This is a genomic window from Agrobacterium sp. 20P9.1.2, from assembly GCF_057799395.1.
In genome coordinates, this window is record NZ_JBYOKI010000004.1 from 369,948 (window position 1) to 395,371 (window position 25,424).

The following is a 25,424-nucleotide window of genomic DNA, read 5'->3' on the forward strand; positions in this document are numbered from 1 at the left end:
CCGCCGTCAAAAAAATGGCAGCGGCTTAAGACGGTGTCAGGCGAGGAAGCTGTCGCGCAGCGCCTCGAACTTCGTCAGCTGGTCTGCCAGCAATTCCTTGTTCGCATCGCGGCGAACGAAGAGCTTGAACATGGCGCTGCCGCCCGCATTCATGAACCAGACCGACAGAGAGCGGCGTCCATGAAACTCACGATCAATGAAGGTGATCGAGGCGCAGTTGTCTTTCTTGATATGCCCGCCAATGGGGCTATCGCCATGAATGTTGAACCAGCCATGCCCCTCCGTTCCCTCGGGCAAATGGCCGGGCACTTCAAAGACGATATCCGGCGTCTGCACGATCATCAGGACTTCGCCCCATGTGCGCAGCTCATTCCAGATGTCGTTGAACTTTTCGGCAGGGGCCGAGACGGCTGCACCATGCGGCAGAAGCGCCAGAATTTCGGCTGGCTTTACCTCTGCCTTGACGGCAATGGCTTCCACCACGCCATCGGGCTTTTCAGCAAGAGCGGCCTTGGCACGCTCCAGCCGTTCATCGGTTTTTTCGGCAATCGCACTCATGGTCGTGTTCAAGCCGCAACGGGACGGTCTTGGCCGTCCTTGTCTTCATGAATGATGACGTCAAAACCTTCGAAATGCGGGCCCGAGAGATATTCGACCTTGCCGCGATTGTTGCCGGCATTGGCGTGGGCAGCGCGGAACTGCTCGGACTTCGTCCATGCGGTAAAATCGTCCTTGGTCGCCCAGACGGTGTGGGAAGCGTAAAGCGTATGGTCGTCGGCCTTGGCGCCCTTCAGCATGTGGAATTCCAGATAGCCGGGCATTTCGGCCAGATGGCGCTTGCGCTCACGCCAGATGGTTTCGAACGCTTCTTCAAAGCCCGGCACGACACGGAACCGGTTCATTGCAATAAACATCGATAGTCTCCCTTTAAATGTGCGGTACCGAATGTTGGTACGTTGCCCCTGAAAAGGGGAGATATTAAAGATAACGAAAATAGTCAACTTATCGGATTGTGTGGTTTTGAAAGATGTGTAATTAACTCAACTTATATGGCGTGCAGGCTGTAGCGCGCCGCATTGTTCAGGATAGACATCATGCCGCTTTCACGTCGCTCTCTTGCTTTTGGTGCCGCTCTTCCCCTCGCGCTGGCGCTGTTTCCGCTTCATGCCCATGCCTCCGATAAGGGCAATCCCGAGGCGAAGCGGATCGTGGCGGTTGGCGGTACGGTGACGGAAATTCTCTATGCGCTGGGTGCCGGAGACCGCATCGTCGCGCGGGATTCCACCAGCAGTTTTCCAAGCGAAGCGCTTTTCAAGCCTGACGTTGGCTATATGCGGGCACTGTCGTCCGAAGGCATTCTGTCACAAAAGCCCGACCTCATCCTGTCGGAAGACGGTTCCGGCCCCGCTGACGTGATTGGCATTCTCAAAGCCAGCGAAGTGCCGATGGTGACCGTCGATACGCCGCCGGAGGGCAGCGCCATTGCCAAGAAAATCGAGGATGTGGGTGCCGCCGTTGGTCTTCAAGACAAGGCCAAAGTACTTGCAACGCAGGTCAATTCGGATCTCGCGACGCTGGCCAAGGACGTGGCCGCAGTTGGCGACAAGAAGAAGCGCGTGCTGTTCGTTCTCTCCACCGCAGGCGGGCGTATCATGGCCGCAGGCAAGGAAACCGAAGCCGCAGCCATCATTGAAATGGCCGGTGGCATCAATGCCGCGCAGGACATTAGCGGCTACAAGCCGTTGACCGATGAAGCTGTGATTGCGGCAGCACCCGATGTTGTCCTGACTATGCAACGCGGCAACCATGCGGCCAATCCCGACGAAGTCTTTGCGCTTCCGGCCTTCCAGTCCACTCCGGCTGCTGCCTCCAAGTCGCTGATCAGCATGGACGGGCTTTACCTAATCGGCTTTGGTCCGCGCACCCCTGCTGCCGGTCGTGAACTGGCGTCGCAGCTTTACCCAGAGATCGTGAAGCCGTGAGTGCCGTGGCTGTGGCAGAGGTCGCAGGCCACATACCGGGCGATCGCTCGCGCAAGGGTGTCATCACCCTTATCGCCCTGTGTGGATTTCTGGTGTTTGCCTGTTTTGTGTCGCTGTCCAGCGGGCCGACGGGCGTGGGGCTGCATGAGCTGTGGCTCTATTTTACCGGCCACTCCCAGACCATGGAAGCGCGTGACCGTGTGATCCTCGAAGCGGTGCGCCTGCCGCGCACGGGGCTCGGCCTGATGATCGGGGCCGTGCTGGCCGTTTCCGGTGCCATGATGCAGGGCCTGTTTCGCAATCCGCTTGCCGATCCAGGTCTGGTCGGTGTCACCTCGGGTGCGGCGTTGTTTGCTGTGGCCGCGCTGGCGCTCGGTGGCGGCATGCTGGCACCGCTTGCGGCATTTTTCGGCATGCACTTTTTGCCGCTGATGGCTTTTGTTGGTGGGCTCATCAACACGCTGCTGCTTTATATGATCGCCACCCGAAACGGCGCGACATCGACAACCGTCCTAATTCTCGCCGGTATCGCTGTGGCAGCACTCAGCGGTGCGTTGACGGGGCTGATGATTTTCATGGCAGATGACCGCGCCTTGCGTGACATCACCTTCTGGAGCCTAGGCTCGCTTGGTGGTGCAACGCCGCTCAAGAACTGGACGACGCTGCCCTTCTTCTTCATCATCCTCGCCAGCATTCCTTTTGTGTCGAAAGGGCTGGATGCGCTGATCCTGGGGGATGCGGCGGCTTTCCACATGGGCATTCCGGTGCAGAGGCTCAAACGCATCGTCATTCTGGCCGTTGCTGCCGCCTGCGGAGCCAGTGTGGCTGCGGCAGGCTCCATCGGTTTCGTCGGCATCGTCGTGCCGCATCTTTTGCGGCTGGTCATCGGTTCGTCGCATCGCTTTCTTCTGCCTGCCTCGGCCATTGGCGGGGCAGGGTTGCTGCTGCTGGCGGATAGTTTTGCGCGCACCGTGGCAGCGCCTGCCGAATTGCCGATTGGCGTCGTCACCGCTCTGATCGGCGCTCCCGTCTTCCTGTTTCTGCTGCTTGGCCGTGGCAACGGGCTCGGTTTGAGGAATGTGTCATGATCTCCACACGCGGTGTGACTGTCATCCGTTCCGGACGTAGATTGCTGGATGATGTCTCGATCAAGCTCGAGCCCGGCACGTTCAGCGTTATCATCGGGCCGAATGGTGCTGGTAAATCCACGCTGATGAAGGTGCTATCAGGCGAGATGCGGTCGGATGCCGGAAATGTTGCCTATAACAACGTCGATGTCAGCCTGTTCAAGCCTGCGCAACTGGCGCGCATTCGCGCCGTTTTGCCGCAAAGTACGGTGCTGAGCTTTCCCTTCACCGCTTTGGAAATCGTCCGCATGGGTGCGGTGGCGCAAGGCTCCATCAAGCCGGAAGAGCAGGCGCGACAGGCGCTGGCCAAGGTGGGCCTGAGCGGCTTTGAGGGGCGGTCCTACAACATGCTCTCGGGTGGCGAGCAGCAGCGCGTGCAGTTTGCCCGTGCTCTTGCGCAGGTGCCATCCGCTATCGAGAAGGGGGAGGCGCGGGCGCTGTTGCTGGATGAGCCGACGTCGAGCCTCGATCTCGGCCACCAGATTTCCGTGCTCGAAACAGCCCGCGATTTCGCTCTAGCGGGCGGCACGGTGCTGGCGGTTCTGCACGATCTTAATCTCGCAGCGGAATTTGCCGATCAACTTATCGTCATGCACCGCGGCAAGATCACCGCCTGCGGACCTTCGCTGGAAACCATCAATGATGAGACGATTGCGCGTGTCTATGGCATTGAAGGCACGGTGGGGCGTATTCCCGCACGGCATATTCCTTACGTCCTGCCGCAATCGCGGCATCGGTAAGGTCAGACGTCAGGGCTCTGGCCGGGTGGTGACGAAGAGGGCGGCCCCCAGCATGACTGCTGCAACGATACTCGCTCTCAGCGGGGTCGGCTCGGTTGCGAACCAGAAAATCGCGTAACTCATTGTCATCAAAGACACAGCGGCGATTTTCGCCTTGCGGGGAATAGCGCCTTTTTCCCGCCAGTTGCGCAGGGAAGGGCCAAATCTGGGGTGGGATAGAAGCCAGGCTTCCAGCTTCGGTGAGGATTTGGAAAAGCACCAGAGCGCGATCAACAGAAAGGGCGTGGTCGGCAAAACGGGCAGAAACGCACCGACGATGCCGGTGGCAACCATGAGCCAGCCAAGACAGAGATAAAGGATGCGCATGAGTGCCGGTATCATGAGTCCAAGTGTCATGATAGTGGGAAAGCTATCGTGCCGAAGGCGGGTGTGGTGATATGCTATGCGCCTTGAAATGGCCTCAAGGGTTGAAACTCTCGCCTCCAGCCGTTATCTGCCTGCCCCGATGCCCGCAGCATAAGCGGGCCACCACGATGCAGGAAGAAGGAAACACCATGGCCAAACTTATTCACTCTATGGTCCGGGTGCTGGACGAGAAGCGTTCGGTGGGTTTTTACAAACAGGCCTTCGGCCTGGAGATCGCAGAGCGTTTCGAGTTCGAGACGTTCACGCTGGTCTATCTCAGCAATGCCGAAGGTGACTTCGAGCTGGAGCTGACCATCAACAAGGGCCGCGAAGTGCCTTACGCGCTGGGCGATGGCTATGGCCACATTGCCGTCAGCGTCGAAGATGTGGATGCCGAACATGCCCGCCTGACGGCGCTTGGCCTTTCGGTCGGCAAGATCGTCAATGCGGAATACAAAGGCGCGCCTTTCGCGAAATACTTCTTCATCTGCGACCCGGATGGGTACAAGATCGAAGTGCTTGAGCGCGGCAACCGCTTCAAATAATCACGGGGTTTTTCATGGCAGAGGCAGGCGTCAAACTTGAAGACAGCTGGAAACACGTTCTTTCAGCAGAATTCGCCAGCCCCTACATGCTCAAGCTCAAAGAGTTTCTGCTGGCCGAGAAAACGGCCGGCAAGCACATCTTCCCAAAGGGCAGCGAATATTTCCGCGCTCTGGACCTGACGCCGCTGGATGAGGTCAAGGTCGTCATTCTCGGCCAAGACCCTTATCACGGTGCGGGCCAAGCACATGGCCTGTGCTTTTCCGTGCAGCCGGGCGTGCGGATTCCACCCTCGCTCGTCAATATCTACAAGGAATTGCAGAGCGATCTCGGCATCCAGCCTGTCAAGCACGGCTTTCTGGAAAGCTGGGCCAAACAGGGCGTGCTGCTGCTCAACAGCGTTCTGACCGTCGAAGAAGCCCGCGCGGCCTCGCATCAGGGTCAGGGCTGGGAAAAATTTACCGATGCCATCATCCGCACCGTCAATGATGAATGCGACGGCGTCGTTTTCCTGCTGTGGGGCTCTTACGCGCAGAAGAAGGCCGCCTTTGTCGACCAGACGAAGCATCTGGTTCTGAAATCGCCACACCCGTCGCCGCTGTCTGCCCATAACGGCTTTTTCGGCAATGGCCATTTTTCCAAAGCGAACGAGTTTCTCGTCTCGCGGGGTAGGGAGCCGATTGATTGGCAGTTGCCCGAAAAAGTTTGATCGAGCGGCGCAAAAACAGCTTTGCACTTTTAAATTGACTGCTCTAAAGATAACCGGACTGTAATCTGAAGGTTTAAGCCGGTGCTTCTTTCTGCGCAAACATCTGTCGCTCTTCCCGATCCAGCCGCGATTGTCGATGCTTTTCACGAGCATTTTGCCGAGTATATGACGATGACGCGTCAGGGTGCTGCGCTACATTTCGAGGCGGATTACGGCAACGGCACATTCGATGCTGAGGATGGGCGCTTTGCAGTCAGGATCAATTGCGTTTCGGAAAATGTGCTGCTCTCCGTCAAAGCCATGGTTGCCGAACATATCGTCGAGTTTACCGGCGATACGTCTCTGGACTTCCGTTGGGAAGGCCATGGCTCGGATATGCGGGAAATGCCCAATCTCTTTAGCGGGCGCGTGGTCCGGGCCTATAATCTGACGCCGAACATGCGCCGGGTGGTGATTGCCATCGACAAGGGCATCGAGCGTTTGGTGAGTGGCGGTCTGCATGTCCGCATCCTCATTCTGCGCGATCAGTCTCGCACGCCAGTCTGGCCGCATCTGTCGAAGACGGGCGCTATTGTCTGGGCAAAGGGCGAGGACGAGCAGGCGCGGCGTGTCTACACTATCCGCTCCGGCAGCGTTGCGCGTGGAGAAATCGATCTCGATTTCGTCATGCATGACGGCGATGATATGCCGGGTGCGCATTTCGGCGCGACGGCTGCGGCGGGCGATATTGTTGGCATCGTTGGCCCCGGCGGCGAGTTGCCGGATGCGGAAACTTACGTTTTCGCCGGTGACGAGACCGCGCTGCCTGTGATGCTGCGCATGGCCGAGGAAATGCCAGCGGGCAAGAAACTGACCGTTTATGCCGAAATTGACAATGAGAACGAGCGGCAGGCTATTGCTTCCAAAGCTGACGTGAATTGGAACTGGCTCTATCGCAACGGTGAGGCGGCTGGATCAGCGGGTTTGCTGGAGCAGGCGCTGCGTGCGCACCCATGGTCTGCTCCTCAAGGGCTGCATGTTTTTGTTGGCTGTGAGAAGGGCGAAGCCCGCCTCGTCAAGAAAATGCTGGCCGAGGAAGCGAAGCTTCCGAAGACGGCGTTTGTGACGGTGGGTTACTGGGTGAAGGGTGCCAATGACGACGACCATTGAGTGGCGCGTCATTTGCTGAACAATTCAGTTCATCGTTTCCAAATTAAGAACGATCCGTTCTGAACGTTCCGTCTATACGAACGGCGTGATCTGCACCATCTTGACCCCATGAACGAAGGGCATCGCCTCCCGCGAGCCCGCCAATCTCTAAGGGGTTTCAAAATGTTGGATCAGATCAAAGGCCTGCACCACGTCACATCCATGGCGGCCAGCGCACGCGGCAATAATCACTTCTTCACCGATACGCTCGGTCTGCGCCGCGTCAAAAAGACCGTTAATTTCGACGCGCCTGACGTCTATCACCTCTATTATGGCGATGAAGTCGGCACCCCCGGCTCGGTCATGACCTACTTCCCGTTCCCACACATCGCACGCGGTCGTCCCGGTACGGGCGAGGTTGGCACGACGCTGTTTTCCGTTCCACAGGGTTCGCTGGGTTACTGGCAGGACCGGCTTGCCAAGGCCAATGTTGATGGTCTGAAGGCCGATGAAGCCTTCGGCAACAAGCGTCTGCATTTTGCCGGTCCAGATGGCGATGGTTTCGCGTTGGTCGAGATCAAGGATGACGAACGCGCACAGTGGACAGCCAGTGGCGTGGGTGAAGATCAGGCCATCCGTGGTTTTCAGGGTGCGTCGCTGCGTCTTGCAGATGAAGGTGCAACCGCTGAACTGCTGAAGTTCATGGGGTATCAGGAAGTCGACCGTCAGGACGGCGTGCTGCGTTTGGGCATGCCCGGTGGCAATGGTGCGGATGTGATCGACATCGAGACCATGCCGAATATTTCAGGTGCGCGTCTGGGAGCCGGTTCGGTTCACCACATCGCCTTTGCAGTCGAAAACCGCGAGAAACAGCTGGAAGTCCGCAAGGCACTGATGGATACGGGCCATCAGGTCACCCCGGTCATCGACCGCGATTACTTCTGGGCGATTTACTTCCGCGCACCCGGCGGCGTGCTGTTTGAAATTGCCACCAACGAGCCCGGTTTCGACCGCGACGAAGACACGGCGCATCTGGGCGAGGCGCTGCAGCTGCCTTCGCAGCACGAACATTTGCGCGCAACGCTGGAACAGCACCTGGAACCGTTGGAAGACTGAAACAGAAAGATAAAGAACGGCCGCGCGGCTTGAATGCCGCCGGTCGCTCAGGAGAGTTGCATGAGCAAGGATAGTTATCTTCACAAGCTCCGCGCCGGTGCGCCGGGCCAGCCTGCCTTTTTTGTCTTTCACGGCACGGGCGGAGACGAGAACCAGTTCTTCGATTTCGGCGCGCGGCTATTGCCGAATGCCACCGTCATTTCACCGCGTGGCGATGTGTCGGAATTCGGTGCGGCCCGCTTTTTCCGCAGAATGGCGGAAGGCGTTTATGACATGGCCGATCTCGACCGCGCCACCCAGCAGATGGCTGAATTCGTCACCGTCAACCGCGATGAGCATGAAGCAGGCCTCGTCATCGGCCTCGGTTTCTCCAACGGTGCGAATATTCTGGCGAATGTCCTGATCGAATTCCCTGATCTGTTCGATGCAGCGGTGCTGATGCACCCGCTGATCCCCTTCGAGCCGAAGCCCGCACCAGCGCCTGCCTCTCGCCGCGTGCTGATAACGGCGGGGGAGCGCGACCCGATCTGCCCCGTGCCGCTAACCAATGCTCTGGTGGATTATTTCAGGGCGCAGGGCGGGGAGGTAGAGATGGAATGGCATGCTGGCGGGCATGACATTCGTGGGAATGAGATAGAGGCGGCGAGGGCGTTTTTGACGCCTTATGTCTAACGTGTTCAAGAAAGCTTTGGCCGAGCCCACTGCCGTCATCCTCGGGCTTGTCCCGAGGATCCAATCACGTTGCCAAAACCGAGAGGTGGTTAGATCCTCGGGTCAAGCCCGAGGATGACGTGGAGAGGTAGGTGACCTCCATCCACCGGCAGACCATGTGCGAAGTCCCCCGGACTGATGTAAGCTACGAAGCCCTTACCGATACCCGCAATCCTGCAACTGCTTCTCATAGCGGATGGCCATATTGGCGGAGCGGCGGGCGGCCTTTTGGATGGCGGTGTTGTTGCGCCAGACGCCGTTCGAATAGCCCGCATGGCCGGAATAATAGGCGAGATAGAGATTATAGGGATCGTTCAGCGCAATGCCGTTCTGGCGGTTGCTCTTGGCGTGATACCAGCCGACGAAGTGGATTGCGTCGGTGAAATCGGTGCGGCTGGCGTTCCAGCGGCCTGTTTCGCGCTGATAGACCTTCCATGTGCCATCCAGCGCCTGGGCATAGCCATAGGCGGTGGATTTGCGTCCCCAGGGAATGAAGCCGAAGAGTTTGTTGCGCGGCGGGCGCGCATAGGGCTGGAAGCTGGACTCGGTGTAGATGGTTGCCATCATGACCGGCACCGGCACGCCGAACTCCCGTTCTGCCGCCTGCGCGTCTTTTTTCCAGTTGTTGAATATGCCATTCCGCTGTTCGAAAATCGCACAGGCATTGGTGATCTGCGACGGAGCAGTCGCGCACCCTGCCAAGGCGGTCAAAAGAAGAACGACGACAAATACGCCACGCATCGCGAAACCTCTCGTTCCGCTCATTACTAATTTGTAAATCTTAATGGTCGGTTTTGAGACAAGGTTAATGCAAATGCTTTGGATTAAGATTTGATTCATAAATGAAAAATGCCCGGCGCAGAGGCCGGGCATCGAGTTTGATATTCGCAAAAGTCCTAGTGAACGAGGCCGGAGCCGCCCACGGCGACGATGGTGAAGGGCTGTCCTTCAACCGGCAGGGTGCGCACTTCCTTCAGGCTTTGCGTATCGACCAGCCGCACCAGACTATGACGCGGATCGGTGATGGCGATCACGTCTCCGGCGACGGCAAGGCGCGGGCGTGGGTCGCGCCAGTGGCCATCCTTGCTATAGGGCTCAGTGACCGTTTCGGATTTGCGGATTTCGCCGCTCAGCGTATCGACCAGATGCAGCTTACCGTCTTCGGTCAGCACATAGGCGTTTTTGACATGGGCCGGGTCCAGCGCAAAATCCACGCGGCGTGTCGGCAGGTCGATGAGGCGGTAGGGCTTTTCGGCATCGGGGTCGATCAGCACGATCCTGTCATCGCCGTAATTGCCGAGAAAGAACTGCATGGCCTTGCCGCCGAGAAGCGTGCCGACCTTGCCCTTGGGGAATTCCTTGTCATAGGGCAGCATGGTCAGTTTCGGTTCCTTGCCGGAAACGGGTGAGGCAATCAGCACGCCTTCTTCGCAGCCGAAAGCGGCGATTTTGGCGGAGCTGGCTTCTCCGTGCAGGCCGGTGCAAGTGGCGACTTCGCCGACCTGCTCGCCTTTGCTGTCCACGATGCGCAGGCCAAGCCGTGGCGGCAGGTCACCGGCTTTGGTTTCGGCTTTCAGATTGGGCACGGAAACCAGCATGTAATCGCCCATCTGCAGGGCAACGCCGTGATGAGGTGCGGTGGTATCGAGACTTTTATGGGCGGTGCTGCCCTCCAGCAACGCATCTTCCGAATGGGTATTCGCCACGCCGCCGCGATCATAGAAGATCACCACATGGTCGCCGTGCGGCACGGCATGGCCGGGCTTTTTGCCTTCAATCTTGAGGGGAAGCAGCGCCGGATCGGTGATCTCGATATCGCTGTGTTCTCCGTGGTCGGACAGCGCGATGCCGGTCTTGATGACGTGGGTCGTGTCCGCATCCGACTGAACGGCATAGACGGTCTGGCCTGATTCGCTGGCGGTGAGGGCAGCATAGCCGGTGATATCGAATTTGCCCAACTGCTTGCCGTCTGCAAGATCAAGCGCGCGCACGACCGGGGCGGTGTGATCGCCAATAAAGAGGCGCCAGCTTTGTTTTTCCTCTTCGGCAAATGCCTGGCACGACAGCGCTATCCCTGCGCTTGCCGCTGCATATCTCAGGAAGGACCTATGCATCTTATTCTCCGCGTTACAATGTTACGTTCTCTCGATATGTAATGATATAACGTATGTAAAGCGCTAATATGAGAATGCCCACAGGCTGATGCGCGAAGAGTTCGATTGTGCGGTTAGATACGCCCGATGGCGCTTGCCATCTGGTAAAGCGCCAAGCCGGAGGCCGTGCCAGCATTGAGACTATCGAGCTGCGGCGATTGGGCAATGCGGGCGGTGTGGAAGCGTGACAGCACATCCGGCGGCAGGCCATCGCCTTCGGTGCCGATGACCAATGCCATACGGTTCGATGCCGGTATTTGGCGGATCTCCTTGGTGCCTGCGGGGGAAAGGCTCCAGATATCGAAGCCTTCGACTGCCAGTGTCTCCAGCATCTCTACAGCTCCGCCGCCGCGATGATAGGGCACGGACAGAACCGAGCCGACCGAGACGCGCAGGGATTTGCGGTAGAGCGGATCGCAGCAGGTGGCGTCCATGAAGACGGCATCGGCGTAAAAGGCTGCGGCGTTGCGGAACATCGCGCCGAGGTTATCGTGGTTGGAAATGCCGCAACCTGCCAGCACCAGCGAGGATTGCGGCAAGCGGCGGATCGTTTCCACCATGGTGCTTTCGCTCTTGCGCTTTCCCAGTGCCAGAATGCCGCGATGCAGATGGAAGCCAACGATGGTATCCAGCACCGTTGCTTTCGCCACATAGACCGGTACATCGGGAGGAAACTGTTCGAGAATGTCCGCCACGCTCGCCAGGCGGTTTTCGAGGATCAGAATGCTTTCCGCCTCGAAATCACGACCCGCCTTGTGCGCTGCTGCCAGCACGCGCAGGACGACCGTGCCTTCCACGATGAAGCGGCCTTGCCTGCCGGTCAGGTCGCGCTCGCGGATGTCGCGGAAGGCGGCAATGCGCGGATCGTCAGCATCATCTATGACGGTGAGGGCAAGATCACCGGGCATCGATGGTGATGTCTGCCACGAAGCGGCCTGCCTGCAAGTTGAAGACCAGCGCCTTGCGCGTGCCATTGGCCAGGCGTCCGTAAAACAGCATATCGCCATTGGCGAAGGAGACGTTTTCGATGGTGAAGCCCTGTGGCAGGCTGGCGGTGGCGGCAACAGGCGCATCTGCCGGAACCGCCGTGGCATTGTTGGTCGTCGCCGTGGTTGCGGTTTTGGAAGGGCCAACCGCCTTATAGACAACGGCACCGAAGACAGCCATAAGGCTGATAAACATCACGGAGCCCGACACGATCTGCAAACGGATCATCTTGCGGCGAACTTTTTCCATGGCCGGATCTAACGGCTTGTCTTCCTGTTCGTCTTGCTCGATCTGCGTCATCGGGTTCCCTGGACATTGCTGATGGATCGGAAAATAAGAATGAACGACCCCTTTAAACAAGGCGGAGACGCAAGGAAAGTCCTGATTGCCGGGGAAGATGCCGAAGGCCGCCTCGATGCATGGCTGGCAGCTGAAGTCGGCGGCGATCTTTCGCGCAGCCGCATCAAGGCGCTGATCGAGCAGGGGGCCGTTTTACTCAACGAAAAGGCCGTGACCGAGCCGAAGAAAAAGGTGCATCCGGGCGACCGCGTGGAGATCACCATGCCCGAGCCGGAAGACCCGGAGCCCAAGGGCGAGGATATTCCGCTGGAGGTGGAATATGAGGATGACGATCTGATCGTTCTGCTTAAGCCCGCTGGTCTTGTCGTGCATCCCGGTGCTGGTAACTGGACCGGTACGCTGGTCAATGCGCTGATCCATCACTGCGGCGATAGCCTTTCCGGGATTGGCGGCGTCAAGCGTCCCGGCATCGTTCACCGGCTGGACAAGGAAACCAGCGGCGTGATGGTCGTGGCAAAGAACGACAATGCCCACCGCAATCTCGCCGCACAATTTGCCGACCACGGTCGCACCGGGCCGCTGGAACGTGCCTATAAGGCCATCGTCTGGGGGCGTCCCAAGACGCTGCGCGGTACCATCGATGCGCCTTTGGGCCGCGGGGCAGACCGCACCAAGCGGGCGGTGAAGAACGAGGATTCCAATGACGCGCGCGAGGCGATCACGCATTACGACGTGGTAGAGCGGTTTCATGAAAAGCCGGATGCGACATGCCTTGCCTCACTGGTGGAGTGCCGTCTTGAAACCGGCCGCACGCATCAGATCCGCGTGCACATGGCCCATATCGGCCATCCGCTGATTGGCGACCCGGAATATGGCGCGGCTTTCCGCACCAAGGCCAATCTTCTGCCCGACCATGCCAGAGACGTGGTGAACCTGTTTCCGCGTCAAGCTCTGCACGCTTATCTGCTGGCCTTCGAACATCCCCGCACCGGCGAGGTGATGGAATTCGAGACCGACATGCCTGACGATATGGCCGAATTGGCAGCGGCGCTGCGGGCCTGAAATGCCTGAATTCACGATAATAGCGCTCTGGGAGAGGCATCTTCCGGAGCGCTTTTTGCTGCAAATAATTCCGGTAAGTGTCAAATAATATTCGTAAATTAGATTATTAGAAACATTCAATGGTAAGCAAAAAATCCCACTGTCTCATTTTTGCTTCAATTACTCTTAGTTTTTGCGGTGCAATAAGAAGTATAGCGTGAGTGCCTAATAGTCTAAATAAAACTATCCTGGATTGAATTTTATTCAATCTGCTCTTTTAGATGCAGAAAACAGGGATAAAGCACAATGAACGTGAATGACCGTAAATTCATCTTTCATGACCTGCAAAAAGTCGAAGGTTATATTGATCCTCCCGATGCTTTGGTGTTCACATCATTGCTCCATGCCCAACAACGGAAATCGCTGAAAGGTGGCGTTGCTGAGATCGGCGTATTCTACGGGCGCTCCTACTTCCTGCTGCGCAAGGCCGTGGGCAATGACGGTGACGTGCTTGCTGTGGATTTGTTCGACCTCGATGATGCCGATGGCGAATGCCGGCAGTACGATCGTTTTCTGGATAATGGCAACCGCCTGAACCTCAAGGTCGACGAAAGTCTGGTGATCAAAGGCGACAGTACGCAACTGACGCCGGATGAGGTGCTGGAGAAGGTCGGCAGGGTCCGCTTTTTCAGCATCGATGGCGGACATATGCTGCACCACGTTCTGGCCGACAGCAAACTGGCCATGGATGTTCTGGCTGACCACGGTGTGATTGCTTTTGATGATACGTTCAATCCGCAATGGCCGGAAGTGACCGTTGGCGTGTCTGATTTTCTACGGCAGCATGGCGATAACTTCAGCGCTTTTTGCATGACGAAATACAAGACCTATGTGTGTCGCCGCGAATATCACGATTTTTATGAGAAGGTGGTGACGCAGGCGCCCGAACTGCTCGCCTTCGAGCATGTGGAAACAGAGTTTCTGGGGGCGAAGGTCACACGGCTGCACAATCCTATGGGTCGCCGGATGATTTACGAGTTGATGATCCGGTCTGGCCTGACGAATTTTTCGGAACGAATTTATCGCTGATCGGTTTTCCGTGCGACCAATAGCCGAGTTATTTTAGAACGCGCGAATGAGTGCGTGCGCTTGAAACAAGTGCGCGCAATACATATTTATTACGTGGGTTCGTGCGGGGTCGAAACTCGACCCGCGACTTTGGCTTGCCTGAAAGGGGAGCCAGCCTAAAACAAAGATAAGGGGGTGCTTTATGGCCCGCAATAGTTTGCCTTCCATTACCGCCGGTGAAGCCGGTCTTAATCGATATCTCGATGAAATCCGCAAGTTTCCGATGCTGGAGCCGCAGGAAGAATACATGCTTGGCAAGCGTTATGCCGAACATGGTGACCGCGATGCTGCGCACAGGCTGGTGACGAGCCATCTGCGTCTCGTGGCAAAGATTGCCATGGGGTATCGCGGCTATGGCCTGCCTATTGGCGAAGTGGTGTCCGAAGGCAATGTGGGCCTGATGCAGGCGGTCAAGAAATTCGACCCCGAGCGCGGTTTCCGTTTGGCGACCTATGCCATGTGGTGGATCAAGGCATCCATTCAGGAATATATCCTGCGTTCCTGGTCGCTGGTTAAGATGGGCACGACGGCCAACCAGAAGCGCCTCTTCTTCAACCTGCGTCGCCTCAAGGGCAAGATTCAGGCTATTGATGACGGCGATCTGAAGCCGGAGCATGTGACCCAGATCGCGACCAAGCTTCAGGTGTCGGAAGAAGAAGTCATCTCCATGAACCGCCGTCTGCACGGCGATGCTTCGCTGAACGCCCCTATCAGGGCGGCAGAAGGCGAAGCAGGACAGTGGCAGGACTGGCTGGTGGACGACCACGAAAGCCAGGAAGCCGTGCTGATTGAACAGGACGAGCTGGAAACACGCCGCCGCATGCTGGCCAAGGCTATGGGCGTGCTGAACGAGCGCGAACGCCGCATCTTCGAAGCTCGCCGTCTTTCCGAAGATCCGGTAACGCTGGAAGATTTGTCCACGGAGTTCGATATCAGCCGCGAACGTGTTCGCCAAATCGAAGTCCGTGCCTTTGAAAAGGTGCAGGAAGCGGTTCAGAAGGAAGCGCTTGAGGCTGCGAAGGCTTTGCGCGTTGTCGATGCTTAAGGCATCTCTCCCGACAGTATGACAAAATACAAAAAGGCCCCGGATGATCGCATCCGGGGCCTTTTTCGTTTCAGTGATGACGATCCTTACTGACCAGTCGTCGGCGCTGCAGCGCTCCACTCACGCAGTGCCGTATCGAATGCAGCCTTGCCATCCGCACCCTTTTGCAGGGTCAACAGCGCGCGGCGGCCGTTGCGGTAGGACACGGGGATATCGATCCAGTCACGTGTCCGCATCAGTTCCAGATTGGTCTTGAGAGCGTCCGGGAAGTCGTTGAGCGCGATCATGTGGAAATCGTCGGTGATCTTGGCCGGAACCGCGATCAGCGCGTTGCCACGATCCTGCTCGGTGCTTTTCATCGCAATGCGCTGAACGCTGTCGATAGCGCCGCCTTCGAAACCGGCACCAACCGAGAAGACGATCTCGACCAGATGGCTGGCTGGCAGCGATGGGTCTGTGTTGCGCTTGAAGGTGATCAAAGCGCTGAGGCCACGTCCGGGGATGGTGATCTGACCCTGAACGGTGGCAGAAGGCTTGCCCTCGGCATCCGCTTCATTTTGCAGCGACCATGATACGGTGCCTTCGATGGCGGTCGGCACGGTCTGGCCCAGTACCTCTTCATAGAGGAACATGCGGTGGCCGGAAGCAGCGGCGGCGGCTGGCTGTTGGGCTGCTGCCTGACCCGAGGCGGCAGGTGTTCCCGCAGCCGGTGTCTGTCCTGCCGGAGGTGCGGCTTCAGTCTGCTGGTAGACGGACTGGCCCTCAGCCGTCACTGGCTGGCCGTTTGCACCGGGGCCTGCACCCTCATCTTTTTCGCTCCCATCCGCCAGAAGGCGCTGGGTGAACTTGGTGCCGGTGACCGAACCATCATCCGTTGCTGCCGGCGGCGTCTGCGTCGCTGGCTGCTGGGCATTTGTGCTTGGCTGGGCAGGTGTCGTCGTTGCCGGTGTATTCGGCTGGTTGGACGCGGTTTCCGTAGGCTGCGTGGACGTGGTGCCGGTCTGTGCCGATTGCACGAGGCCGCCCACCATGTCGTTCAGCGCTTCACGGTTGGTCCATAGCGCATAGGCGCCACCGGCCAGAAGCACGACGCCGCAGAGCGACAGAACGATGGCTGCATAGTTCCGGCGCGGCTTCTTCTTGGTGCGATAGGCAGCAGCAGGAATGCCATCTGCCGCAAGACCCGATTCGAAATCGCTCTTGCCTGCGTTGCCCGAGTTGTTGCCGGATGCGCCGTCATAACCGATCAGCTCTTCAAGATCGTCCCAGGGAGTGCGCTCGGCGTCACCCTTCTGGCCGGGCTGCGGCGCGAAGGGATCATTGTCGGCGCGGGGAAGGCCCGGGCTGGTCTTTGGCGGCAGATCGAGTGCCGTATCCTGAAAATAGGTGGAGTAGTCTTCGACAACAGCGGGCGACTGCTTCTGCGCCTCGGCCTTCGGCTCCGGCTGGCCGTAATCCGCATCGGAAAATGCCGGGGCATCGCCGAAATGAACATCGTCAGCCCGCTTTTCTGCCTGCTCCGGCTCGGCATTCACATCCTGATAATAGGGGGATGGTGCGGCGTAGCTGGCTGCGTAGGGCAGGGGCGTGTTTTCGTGGAAAACTTCGCTGTCGTCGGCGCGGTGCGTTGGTTCGTGATGAGGCTCAGCGGCTGGCTGCTGGGCAACCTCTTCGTCCTGCTGGTGCGCCCAAGCTGGCTCGGCGACCGTGTCCTGACCTGCCCAGTTAGCATGGGCGTGGTCTTCCTCCGCAACCGGCTCTGGTTCTGCTTCGGCAACGGGCTCGTAATGCTCGTCGGCGTAGCGCGGCTCTTCTTCCTTTGTGGTGAAATAGGAAGTCGCAACCGGCTCGGGCTCCGGCTCGTGACGGGCATATTCCGGCTCTACCGGTTCCGGTTCGGCATAAAGTTCTTCAGCTGCCGTCTCTGGCTGCTGATGATAGGCCGCGTAGTTAGGCTGATGCTCTTCCTCGACCGGGGCGACAGGCTCCGGCTCGGCGGCAACGGGCTCGTCCTCATGCTGGCGCTGTTCTTCAGCGACATCTTCCTCGTAATAGGGCGAGGAAACATCGGCTGCGACCGGGGCTGCCGCCGGTGCGGCATCATCCTGCTCGTCTTCCAGTGGTGGAAGCGCCTCGGAATATTCGCCCTCGACTTCGGCAATGGCCGTGTCCAGCTTGAGGATTTGCCGCTTCAACAATTCTTCTGGCGGGCGCGGCTTCATGTTTTCGAGCTGGCGCACGACTGCGCTACGCGCCTTGTCGTACACCTTTGCCCGGTTTTCGGGAGTATTGTTCGCCAAGCCATCCACGGCCTTGCGAATGACTGCTACAAAATCCGCCATAAGCACTTTCTCGTCGAGGCCAGCGACGTACTGGCCCGATATGGTTTATGAAACTCGATCGTCGAGGACATTAATCCTCAAATGGATCAGTCACAAGTATTGTGTCATCTCGCTCAGGGCTTGTGGAGAGCAGTGCCACCGGCGCGCCGATCAACTCTTCGACCTGACGGACGTATTTGATAGCCTGAGCAGGCAAATCCGCCCATTTGCGGGCACCGACGGTGGATTCTTTCCAACCTTCGAGCGTGATGTAGATCGGCTCGACCCGTGCCTGTGCACCCTGGCTTGCAGGAAGATGTTCGATTTCCTGCCCGTCCAGCTTGTAACCGACGCAAATCTTAAGCTCTTCGAGACCGTCGAGAACGTCGAGCTTGGTCAGTGCGATGCCGGTGATGCCATTGGTTGCGACCGACTGGCGAACCAGTGCAGCATCGAACCAGCCGCAGCGGCGCTTGCGGCCCGTAACGGTGCCGAACTCAAGACCCTTTTCGCCTAAGAACTGGCCGATTTCGTCGTTCAGTTCCGTCGGGAAGGGGCCTTCGCCAACGCGAGTGGTGTAAGCCTTGGTGATGCCAAGGATATAGCCGAGCGAGCCCGGACCCATGCCGGAACCGGCAGAAGCCTGTCCGGCCACGGTGTTGGACGAGGTCACATAGGGATATGTGCCGTGGTCGATATCGAGCAGCGAGCCCTGAGCGCCTTCGAACAGAATGCGTTCGCCAGCGCGGCGCTTCTTGTCGAGCAGCAACCAGACGGTTTCGCTGAAAGGCAGAATGCGCTCGGCAACCGATGTCAGCTCGTCCATGATCGTTTCATGGCTGACTTCCGCCGCACCAAAGCCGCGACGAAGCGCGTTGTGGTGGGTAAGGATGCGGTCGACCTTGGCGGACAGCGCTTCCTTGTCTTCCAGATCCATGACGCGGATGGCGCGACGACCGACCTTGTCTTCATAGGCCGGGCCGATGCCGCGGCGCGTCGTGCCGATCTTGGTGCCGCTGTTGGAGGCGGCGTCTTCGCGCATGCCGTCCAGTTCGCGGTGCAGAGACAGAATGAGGGTGGCATTGTCTGCAATGCGCAGGTTTTCAGGCGTGACCTTCACGCCCTGCGCTTCGAGACGACCGATTTCGGCGATCAGCGCATGTGGATCGACCACGACGCCATTGCCGATGACGGCGAGCTTGCCGGGGCGCACGACACCGGAGGGCAGAAGCGACAGCTTGTAGCTGACGCCATCAATAACAAGCGTATGACCTGCATTGTGACCGCCCTGATAGCGCACGACGACGTCAGCGCGCTCCGACAGCCAGTCAACGATCTTACCCTTGCCTTCATCGCCCCACTGCGAGCCGACCACCACGACATTCGTCATTTCTTGCTTTCCTGCTCATGGCGCCAAAACGCCTAACTCAAACCCGCGAATGTATACTGCGTTGTTTTGCGGAAAGCGACCCTGTTTATGCGGCGAAACTTTGCTTTTTCCGAGACATTTCAGTTTGGAAGCCATTTGTTAACCACTATCGGCGCTTGCAGAACGCGAATCGGCGGTGCAGAACAGCGACGGTTGTTCATCTGAAAGTCGAATATCCCCGTGTCATCCAGAGCCTATCTCGTTTTGATCATCGCCACGATCTGCTGGGGTGGAAACGCCGTGGCCGGAAAACTGGCCGTCGGGCATATCAGCCCCATGGTGCTGACCTTTCTCAGATGGACGCTGGCCGTGGCCATCATCACCGCCATTTCCCTGCCGCAGCTGGTGCGCGACTGGCCGGTGGTGAGGACGCGGCTGCCATATTTCTTCGTGCTGGGGGCGGTAGGTTACACCTGCTTCAACGCGACACTTTACACGGCGCTGAAATATACTTCCGCCATCAATGTCGCGGTCATTCAGGCCGGTATTCCCATGGTCATTTTCGGCCTGAATTTTCTGCTGTTCCGCACAAGGGTCTTTGCCGGGCAGATCATCGGCTTTGTTCTGACGATTGCGGGCGTCGCGCTTTTGGCATCCCACGGCGATCTCATGTCGTTGATCCAGCTGGACATGAATATCGGCGATGCAATCATGCTGCTCGCCGTTCTCTCCTATGCCATCTACACCGTCATTCTTCGCTGGAAGCCGCAGGTCAACTGGCGCACGCTGATGGCCATTCCGGCCATGGCGGCTTTGATTTCGTCGGTGCCTCTGCTGTTTTGGGAAATGTCTCAGGACGCAGCGCTCTGGCCAGATACCAAAGGCTGGCTGATTACGCTTTATACGGCGCTGTTTCCGTCGCTGGTCGCACAGATATTCTTCATTCTGGGCGTGGAGCGCATCGGCCCCAATCGGGCGGGGCTTTTCATCAACCTCATCCCCGTCTTCGGCACGCTTTTGTCGGTCGCCATCATTGGCGAAACCCTTCACCCCTACCAGATCATCGCTTTGTTTCTGACGCTGGGCGGCATTGCCGTGGCAGAAAGAAAAAAACCGCCGGTTCCCTGAGGGGAAACGGCGGCAAGTCAGTCATGAACTTTGAATCTGTGTGAGGCGCTTGGCGCGGGCGCGTTACTTGGCGGCCTGTGTCTGGTCGAAGCTGCCGAAATATCGGTCCAGCGCTGAGAACACCTGCTGACGCGAAACATCGATATTATCTGCGCTGGCAAGCGGCGGGATGGATGTGACGGCGTCGCGTTCGATGGCTGCAAATCCGCGCGCAAAACCGCCGGGGCCTGCTGCATCGGCATGGGTGGAGACGGAGGCGATAACGGCACCGCAGATGGCGGCAGCAAAGAGTTTCTTCAGCATGATCTTACCCCGTTTTTGCGTCAGCCAGCTTGCCCGCCGGTCTTTTCCGCGTTTCGTCTTTGCGGCAGATTTTCCATCCGCCGCCAGTGATGACGACATTATCGGGCAGTCTTTTCAGGGGCTTTAAACCGATAGCTACAATTTTATCGGTCTTTATTTTTAATGCGATCTATCGCGATTTTTTTTGAAAATCTCGAGAATGGGATCAGTTTTTCTGCTGGGACATCACATCGCTGGCGCGGCTGGCGAGGTTTTTGCGTCCGTTTTCGCCGGATGCAGTGGCAAGCATGGCTGGAATAGGGGAGGTTTCGCCTTCCTGCGCGGCAGTCAAAGCAATCATGCGCGCGGCGATTTGGGAGATTTCCTTGCGAATGGCCTCGTCATTTCCATTGCCCCTGCCGTTCAGCAACCGTTCGGTCAGAGCCGTACCCTGATTGCGGATGTCTTCGATTTCGCGGGCAATCTGGTCCGGCGTCTGAGACGTCGCGCCAAGCTGGATCAGCGAGGCGGTGGTGGCAGCTGCGGCTTCGACATTGCTGGGCTCTGCACCCGTAGAGAGGCGCTCCTTCAGGCGGGCGACTTCCTGCGCGCGGCGTTCCAGCAGCATTTCATTGTCGGCATTGCGAGCCGCTTCCTGCGCCAACTGCTCTTCAAGGCGGGCGATCTTGCGGCTTTCGCGGCTCATGTGGGTGGCGGCTTCGCGGTTCTTGGCGGTTGCTTCGTCAAGTTCCTTGGTGATCGTTTCGCGTTCCTTGCGCCATGTCGCCGTCTTGTGCTTGGCCTGCTCCACCTCGATGTCGCGGGCGGAGAGCGCAATCTTCAGATCATCCAGTTCGCGGGAAATGGCGCTGACACGTTTCGTCAGGTTGGAGATTTCCTGCGTGCGGGCCAGTGCTGTCTCTTCGGCGTCGTTGAGTGTCGCCTTGAGGCGGGCTGCGGCATCTTCGTGACGACGAGCCTTGGCGCGCAGATCGCTCGCCTCCAGCGTCATCTGTTCGAGTTGCGCTTTCTGCTCACGGGTTTCCGTCAGAAGGCGGCTGGCATCGCTGGCGGCGGTGTCGTTTCTGAATTTCAGCGCCAGCGCCTTTTCGCGCTCGGCATCCAGTTCCTGCCGGGTGCGGGCGTTCTCAGCGGCATAAAGCGCGCGTGCCATGTCTTTCTGGGCACGCACTTCCTGCGGGCTGATCGGCATCGTCGCCTGCAGCCGCTTTTCCGTGTAGACCACAATACGGCGGTGAATGGCCGGCGCCATCAGCGAGACCAGCAGAATGGCGGAGAGAAAACCCAGGCCGAAAAGAATGGCGTACTCGATCACGCAGGTCGTCTCCACTCAAGGTAACGCAAAGGTGAACTCAAATCGGGTTCATCGCAGTGCGGCTCATTCAAACTGGCGCGGATTATGCCACGCCAATCTTGCGCCAGGCCTTATCCATCATGGATGCCGCCGGTGCCATTTTACGCGAATATGTGTCGAATGCGAATCAGAAAGGATTCCAGGTCGGCTGCTGCGTCAGCTTCAGATAGCCGACGTTGATGCCCAGGCGCGCGCCGATGCCGGTTCTGATCGGGGCAATGGTGACATCGCTGTTTTTGAGCACCGTCATGCCGACGCCGGCGACGATGAAGGCAGAACCGCTGACACCACCGTAACGACGGTAAAGCGCATCGACTGCCGGAAGATTATAGACCAGCATCATGGCGCGTGTGCCCTGGCCACCGTAATCCAGCCCAAGCGACGGACCCTGCCAGAACACCGGGTGCTGGCCTGCATTCTTGGTATAAAGCTGGCCTTCGCCATAGGTCAGACCGGCGACGAAAGCGCCAGAACCTTCCTGGCCGAGAATATAGCCGTTGGGCAATCCATATTGCTGGAAGGCGCGTTCCACCACCTTTGCCAGTCCTCCGGTGGTTTCACCGAAAAAGCCGTGGCCAGCGTCAATGATTTCCTGAAAGGAGTATTGATCGCTGCTCTGGGCAGAGGCCTGCGCGGATGACACGCAAAGGCTTGCGAGTACCACGAAAATCTTTACCAGTCCGAGGCGTGCGATGGTGCGGAGTTCGTTAGGTCGCATCGTCAATTCCGTCCGTCTGTTTCGTTCGTTTTGTCCTGTTAAGACATTTGGCATTTTGAAACCATGATATTAACAATCGGTTTACCAAATATGGTGTCATTATGGCTTAATAACTTCCACACCGTCCGCGCAGCCTTGCGCAGGAGAGAATTTTATGACGAGCAAACCCAATCTGACGCTGTCCGGCCCCGATCTGGCGGCGCTTCTGTGCAGTCGCGTGTGCCATGATGTGATCTCGCCGGTGGGCGCCATCAACAACGGACTGGAGCTTCTGGATGAAGGTGGATCGGACGAAGATGCGCTGGATCTCATCCGCACATCTGCGCTCAACGCCTCGGTTCGCCTGAAATTTGCCCGCCTTGCCTTTGGTGCCTCCGGTTCTGCCGGTGCTTCCATCGATACGGGCGAAGCGGAAAAGGCGGCCAAGGATTTTGCGGCTGCGGAGAAGAAAGCCGAAGTCAGCTGGAGCGGCCCACGCGCCATCGTGCCGAAGAACCGTGTGAAGCTGCTGCTCAACCTGTTCCTCGTTGCTTACGGTGCCATTCCGCGCGGTGGCAATGTGGATGTCATTCTGGAAAACCCGGAAACCGACGCCCGATTCGAAATCACCGTCAAAGGCCGCATGATGCGCGTGCCAGCCAAATTCGCGGCCCTTTCCGAAGGCACCGAAGAAGAAGCCGTCGATGCCCATTCCGTTCAGCCCTATTACACGCTGCTGATGGCAGAAGAAGCGGGCATGAAGATCGAATACAAGGTTCATGAAGACCGCGTCGTGTTTACGGCATTCACTGTCGAAGCGGCCTGATTCGAAAATCGGAACACATGAAAACGGGCTGCCTCTGTGGCGGCCCGTTTCCGCATGACCTCAGGCTATCTGACGCTGGAGCACTTCGTTGAGATAGGCCTGTTCTTCAATGCGAAAATGGGTCTGGCCAATTGCCTCGAAATCCAGCGCCGAATAAAACGCAAGTGCCGACGTGTTTTCCGAATTTACTGTGAGCCAGACCGCGTTGATGCCCAGCTCTGCGCATCGGCCAAGCCCCTCATTCAAAAGACCTTTTCCGATTCCCTTGCCGTGATGTCGTGGCTGGACATAAAGCGTTTTAATTTCCGTAGCGGAGCAGGCGGGGACCGGTGCCGCACTGTCAAAAGATATTCGGATGAAGCCATCAATACCGTCTTCGTTTTCCGAAACGATGATGTGCTCGTCATGATCGGCGATGATCGCTTCGAACTCAATGGCGGTAAATTCGGAAAGCGCGTAATCGGCAAAAAAGGCGTTCACGCCCTTGCGCAGATAGGTGCCGATCCAGACTTCCATGGATATAGCCGCAAGGCTTGAGGCGTCTGACGATATAGCATCTCTTAAAAACATGGGTTTTGCTCAATATGATTTTGGCAGATGATGGCTGAAATTGCTTGAATTCTATCGTTTAAACACAAAAAAACCGCCGGAGGAGGGCGGTTTTTTCGTTTGCGGGTATGCTTGGGAGGATATCAGGCTGTTTCGAGATATTCGGTCGCGCCATCCGGCTCGCGCAGAACGTAGCCACGGCCCCAAACCGTTTCGATGTAGTTTGCGCCGCCAGCGGCATTGGCCAGCTTCTTGCGCAGCTTGCAGATGAAGACGTCGATAATCTTCAGTTCTGGCTCGTCCATACCGCCATAGAGGTGGTTGAGGAACATTTCCTTGGTGAGCGTGGTGCCCTTGCGGAGCGAAAGTAGCTCCAGCATCTGGTATTCCTTGCCCGTGAGGTGAACGCGCTGGCCGCCGACTTCAACGGTCTTGGCATCCAGGTTCACGATCAGCTCGCCGGTGGAGATAACCGACTGGGCATGGCCCTTGGAGCGACGAACAATGGCGTGAATACGGGCGACAAGCTCATCCTTGTGGAAAGGCTTGGTCATGTAATCGTCTGCGCCGAAACCGAGGCCGCGAACCTTGTCTTCAATGCCAGCCATGCCGGAGAGAATGAGGATCGGCGTCTTGACCTTGGAGAGGCGAAGCGTTCTCAGCACCTCGTAACCCGACATGTCGGGAAGGTTGAGGTCGAGCAGAATAATGTCGTAATCGTAGAGCTTTCCAAGGTCCACGCCTTCCTCACCGAGGTCGGTCGTATAGACGTTGAAACTTTCAGACTTCAACATCAGCTCAATGCTCTGAGCTGTCGCGCTGTCGTCTTCGATGAGTAGAACCCGCATAATTATCCCCTTTGCCGCCCGCGGAAGGTAAATGATTGCCCTTTGCGCGATACGGATCCAGTCGTTGCCTGATTTGCAGGCTGCCACCAAATGGTTAACAAATTCTAATTACCTTTGGCAAGGTGTGCAGAATTTATTAAATAATGGCTCCAGTCTACTGTTATTCAACGCGAATCCGCATCACCAAACTTGAATCATAACGTGAACAAATCCCGCTAAGTGACTCAATCGACTCTTACATTGTCGTGCCCGTGTTTTTTCGGGCTTGGCATTTACCGACCTTTAAATGATCTGCCTTATCATTAACGATGCCCGTAAACGAAAGGTTAACGACGCCATTTTTTTATTAACGTCGGGTAACTTTTCAGAATCATTCCGGCACAGCCGGGGTGAAGGGTCGGTTCCAGTTTTGACCGGGGTCTCGCTATCCACGGAGTATTGCGTATGAAGTCGCGTGACAGCCTAGTTCGCCTGAAGGAATTTCAGGTCAACGAAAAACGTCGTCAGTTGCAGCAATTGCAGTCGATGATGTCCGAATTCGAACGAATGGCCAAGGAGTTGGTCCATCAGATTTCTCTGGAGGAGAGCAAATCGGGAATTACCGATCCTACGCATTTCGCCTATCCGACCTTTGCGAAAGCAGCCCGCCAGCGTGCGGATAATCTGCAGGTTTCCATTCGTGAATTGAAGATGCAGGAAGAAGCGGCAGAAGCGGTTCTGGAAGAAGTCCAGGCCGAGTACGAACGAGCAGCTGCTCTGGAAAATCGCGACGTTGCGATTCGTGCACGCGCCTGACACATAAAGAAAGAAACGAATCGTCCTCATTGACGGTGGCCAGTGGATCAGGAGGCTGCTTTCAATGACGCGACGCCGTGTCTATTCGCCGTTGTGATCTTTGATCCGCCCGGCGCAAT

Annotated in this window: 28 protein-coding genes; 14 read left to right on the forward strand and 14 right to left on the reverse strand. The window is 57.6% G+C overall.

What is annotated here, in order from left to right:
• Positions 1 to 36 precede the first annotated feature (36 nt).
• Positions 37 to 558: a heme utilization cystosolic carrier protein HutX gene (gene hutX / locus AC27VJ_RS14415; protein WP_488684601.1), complete on the reverse strand. Its 522-nt coding sequence runs from the start codon at positions 556 to 558 to the stop codon at positions 37 to 39.
• An 8-nt stretch (positions 559 to 566) separates the two neighbouring features.
• Entirely contained in the window at positions 567 to 914 is a 348-nt protein-coding gene (gene hmuQ, locus AC27VJ_RS14420; protein ID WP_488684602.1) for a heme-degrading protein HmuQ, read from the reverse strand.
• A gap of 180 nt (positions 915 to 1,094) precedes the next feature.
• Here hmuQ and AC27VJ_RS14425 point away from each other — a divergent pair, with 180 nt between their 5' ends.
• Genes AC27VJ_RS14425 through AC27VJ_RS14435 form a run of 3 tightly spaced genes read left to right on the forward strand, consistent with a single transcriptional unit; the run spans position 1,095 to position 3,849 of the window.
• On the forward strand, positions 1,095 to 1,982 hold the full coding sequence (locus tag AC27VJ_RS14425) for a heme/hemin ABC transporter substrate-binding protein (RefSeq protein ID WP_488684603.1): 888 nt from the start codon (positions 1,095 to 1,097) through the stop codon (positions 1,980 to 1,982).
• On the forward strand, positions 1,979 to 3,070 hold the full coding sequence (locus AC27VJ_RS14430; RefSeq protein ID WP_488684604.1) for a FecCD family ABC transporter permease: 1,092 nt from the start codon (positions 1,979 to 1,981) through the stop codon (positions 3,068 to 3,070). Before AC27VJ_RS14425 ends, AC27VJ_RS14430 begins: the two co-directional genes overlap by 4 nt.
• Positions 3,067 to 3,849, forward strand: a complete 783-nt coding sequence (locus tag AC27VJ_RS14435) for a heme ABC transporter ATP-binding protein (RefSeq protein WP_488684605.1) — start codon at positions 3,067 to 3,069, stop codon at positions 3,847 to 3,849. The genes AC27VJ_RS14430 and AC27VJ_RS14435 overlap by 4 nt, the downstream gene beginning before the upstream one ends.
• Before the next feature lie 9 nt (positions 3,850 to 3,858).
• On the opposite strand, the gene AC27VJ_RS14440 is transcribed toward AC27VJ_RS14435, so the two are convergent.
• Positions 3,859 to 4,215 (reverse strand): YbaN family protein, encoded by a 357-nt coding sequence (locus tag AC27VJ_RS14440; RefSeq protein WP_488684691.1) that lies wholly within the window; start codon positions 4,213 to 4,215, stop codon positions 3,859 to 3,861.
• Positions 4,216 to 4,403: 188 nt separating this feature from the next.
• Here AC27VJ_RS14440 and AC27VJ_RS14445 point away from each other — a divergent pair, with 188 nt between their 5' ends.
• The 5 genes from AC27VJ_RS14445 to AC27VJ_RS14465 all read left to right on the forward strand — a co-directional run bounded on the left by AC27VJ_RS14445 (position 4,404) and on the right by AC27VJ_RS14465 (position 8,422).
• Positions 4,404 to 4,799 carry a VOC family protein gene (locus AC27VJ_RS14445; RefSeq protein WP_113088938.1) on the forward strand — a complete coding sequence of 132 codons (396 nt, stop codon included), beginning with the start codon at positions 4,404 to 4,406 and terminating at the stop codon, positions 4,797 to 4,799.
• Positions 4,800 to 4,813: 14 nt separating this feature from the next.
• A complete protein-coding gene (ung, locus tag AC27VJ_RS14450; protein ID WP_488684606.1) occupies positions 4,814 to 5,506 on the forward strand; it encodes a uracil-DNA glycosylase in 693 nt (230 codons plus the stop codon).
• Between the two features lie 81 nt (positions 5,507 to 5,587).
• Positions 5,588 to 6,655, forward strand: a complete 1,068-nt coding sequence (locus tag AC27VJ_RS14455) for a DUF2218 domain-containing protein (protein WP_488684607.1) — start codon at positions 5,588 to 5,590, stop codon at positions 6,653 to 6,655.
• Positions 6,656 to 6,817: 162 nt separating this feature from the next.
• Positions 6,818 to 7,750, forward strand: coding sequence for a VOC family protein (locus tag AC27VJ_RS14460; protein WP_488684608.1), 933 nt, complete (start codon positions 6,818 to 6,820; stop codon positions 7,748 to 7,750).
• 60 nt (positions 7,751 to 7,810) lie between these two features.
• Complete coding sequence (locus AC27VJ_RS14465) at positions 7,811 to 8,422, forward strand: alpha/beta hydrolase (RefSeq protein ID WP_488684609.1); 612 nt, start codon at positions 7,811 to 7,813, stop codon at positions 8,420 to 8,422.
• Between the two features lie 195 nt (positions 8,423 to 8,617).
• Here AC27VJ_RS14465 and AC27VJ_RS14470 read toward each other — a convergent pair whose 3' ends face one another.
• The 4 genes from AC27VJ_RS14470 to AC27VJ_RS14485 all read right to left on the reverse strand — a co-directional run bounded on the left by AC27VJ_RS14470 (position 8,618) and on the right by AC27VJ_RS14485 (position 11,901).
• Positions 8,618 to 9,202, reverse strand: coding sequence for a transglycosylase SLT domain-containing protein (locus tag AC27VJ_RS14470; protein ID WP_353577480.1), 585 nt, complete (start codon positions 9,200 to 9,202; stop codon positions 8,618 to 8,620).
• 155 nt (positions 9,203 to 9,357) lie between these two features.
• Positions 9,358 to 10,575 (reverse strand): hypothetical protein, encoded by a 1,218-nt coding sequence (locus AC27VJ_RS14475; RefSeq protein ID WP_488684610.1) that lies wholly within the window; start codon positions 10,573 to 10,575, stop codon positions 9,358 to 9,360.
• A gap of 113 nt (positions 10,576 to 10,688) precedes the next feature.
• Entirely contained in the window at positions 10,689 to 11,522 is an 834-nt protein-coding gene (locus tag AC27VJ_RS14480; RefSeq protein ID WP_488684611.1) for a TrmH family RNA methyltransferase, read from the reverse strand.
• The gene (locus AC27VJ_RS14485) at positions 11,512 to 11,901 is read right to left on the reverse strand and encodes a hypothetical protein (protein ID WP_488684612.1); all 390 of its coding nucleotides are present in this window, start codon (positions 11,899 to 11,901) and stop codon (positions 11,512 to 11,514) included. Before AC27VJ_RS14485 ends, AC27VJ_RS14480 begins: the two co-directional genes overlap by 11 nt.
• A 39-nt stretch (positions 11,902 to 11,940) precedes the next feature.
• On the opposite strand from AC27VJ_RS14485, the gene AC27VJ_RS14490 reads away from it, so the two are divergent.
• From AC27VJ_RS14490 to rpoH, 3 genes are all read left to right on the forward strand, one after another.
• The gene (locus AC27VJ_RS14490; protein ID WP_488684613.1) at positions 11,941 to 12,963 is read left to right on the forward strand and encodes an RluA family pseudouridine synthase; all 1,023 of its coding nucleotides are present in this window, start codon (positions 11,941 to 11,943) and stop codon (positions 12,961 to 12,963) included.
• A gap of 285 nt (positions 12,964 to 13,248) precedes the next feature.
• A complete protein-coding gene (locus AC27VJ_RS14495; protein ID WP_488684614.1) occupies positions 13,249 to 14,031 on the forward strand; it encodes a class I SAM-dependent methyltransferase in 783 nt (260 codons plus the stop codon).
• Positions 14,032 to 14,212: 181 nt separating this feature from the next.
• On the forward strand, positions 14,213 to 15,115 hold the full coding sequence (gene rpoH, locus AC27VJ_RS14500) for an RNA polymerase sigma factor RpoH (RefSeq protein ID WP_488684615.1): 903 nt from the start codon (positions 14,213 to 14,215) through the stop codon (positions 15,113 to 15,115).
• 86 nt (positions 15,116 to 15,201) lie between these two features.
• Here the strand turns inward: rpoH and AC27VJ_RS14505 are convergent, their stop codons facing one another.
• Positions 15,202 to 17,457: a hypothetical protein gene (locus tag AC27VJ_RS14505; protein ID WP_488684616.1), complete on the reverse strand. Its 2,256-nt coding sequence runs from the start codon at positions 17,455 to 17,457 to the stop codon at positions 15,202 to 15,204.
• Between the two features lie 70 nt (positions 17,458 to 17,527).
• On the reverse strand, positions 17,528 to 18,826 hold the full coding sequence (locus tag AC27VJ_RS14510; protein WP_488684617.1) for an adenylosuccinate synthase: 1,299 nt from the start codon (positions 18,824 to 18,826) through the stop codon (positions 17,528 to 17,530).
• A gap of 219 nt (positions 18,827 to 19,045) precedes the next feature.
• Between AC27VJ_RS14510 and AC27VJ_RS14515 the strand changes: the two genes are divergently transcribed.
• Positions 19,046 to 19,933: a DMT family transporter gene (locus AC27VJ_RS14515; protein WP_488684618.1), complete on the forward strand. Its 888-nt coding sequence runs from the start codon at positions 19,046 to 19,048 to the stop codon at positions 19,931 to 19,933.
• Between the two features lie 63 nt (positions 19,934 to 19,996).
• Here AC27VJ_RS14515 and AC27VJ_RS14520 read toward each other — a convergent pair whose 3' ends face one another.
• From AC27VJ_RS14520 to AC27VJ_RS14530, 3 genes are all read right to left on the reverse strand, one after another.
• Entirely contained in the window at positions 19,997 to 20,335 is a 339-nt protein-coding gene (locus AC27VJ_RS14520) for a hypothetical protein (RefSeq protein ID WP_488684619.1), read from the reverse strand.
• Positions 20,336 to 20,441: 106 nt separating this feature from the next.
• Positions 20,442 to 21,551 carry a coiled-coil domain-containing protein gene (locus tag AC27VJ_RS14525; RefSeq protein ID WP_488684620.1) on the reverse strand — a complete coding sequence of 370 codons (1,110 nt, stop codon included), beginning with the start codon at positions 21,549 to 21,551 and terminating at the stop codon, positions 20,442 to 20,444.
• Positions 21,552 to 21,717: 166 nt separating this feature from the next.
• A complete protein-coding gene (locus AC27VJ_RS14530) occupies positions 21,718 to 22,314 on the reverse strand; it encodes a DUF1134 domain-containing protein (RefSeq protein ID WP_162727840.1) in 597 nt (198 codons plus the stop codon).
• Between the two features lie 148 nt (positions 22,315 to 22,462).
• Between AC27VJ_RS14530 and chpT the strand changes: the two genes are divergently transcribed.
• Positions 22,463 to 23,113 (forward strand): histidine phosphotransferase ChpT, encoded by a 651-nt coding sequence (gene chpT / locus AC27VJ_RS14535; protein ID WP_113088857.1) that lies wholly within the window; start codon positions 22,463 to 22,465, stop codon positions 23,111 to 23,113.
• A 60-nt stretch (positions 23,114 to 23,173) separates the two neighbouring features.
• Here the strand turns inward: chpT and AC27VJ_RS14540 are convergent, their stop codons facing one another.
• Positions 23,174 to 23,629, reverse strand: a complete 456-nt coding sequence (locus AC27VJ_RS14540) for a GNAT family N-acetyltransferase (protein ID WP_488684621.1) — start codon at positions 23,627 to 23,629, stop codon at positions 23,174 to 23,176.
• 176 nt (positions 23,630 to 23,805) lie between these two features.
• The gene (gene ctrA, locus AC27VJ_RS14545; RefSeq protein WP_042617459.1) at positions 23,806 to 24,510 is read right to left on the reverse strand and encodes a response regulator transcription factor CtrA; all 705 of its coding nucleotides are present in this window, start codon (positions 24,508 to 24,510) and stop codon (positions 23,806 to 23,808) included.
• A 444-nt stretch (positions 24,511 to 24,954) separates the two neighbouring features.
• Here ctrA and AC27VJ_RS14550 point away from each other — a divergent pair, with 444 nt between their 5' ends.
• Positions 24,955 to 25,305: a flagellar export protein FliJ gene (locus AC27VJ_RS14550; protein ID WP_113088855.1), complete on the forward strand. Its 351-nt coding sequence runs from the start codon at positions 24,955 to 24,957 to the stop codon at positions 25,303 to 25,305.
• Positions 25,306 to 25,424: the final 119 nt, after the last annotated feature.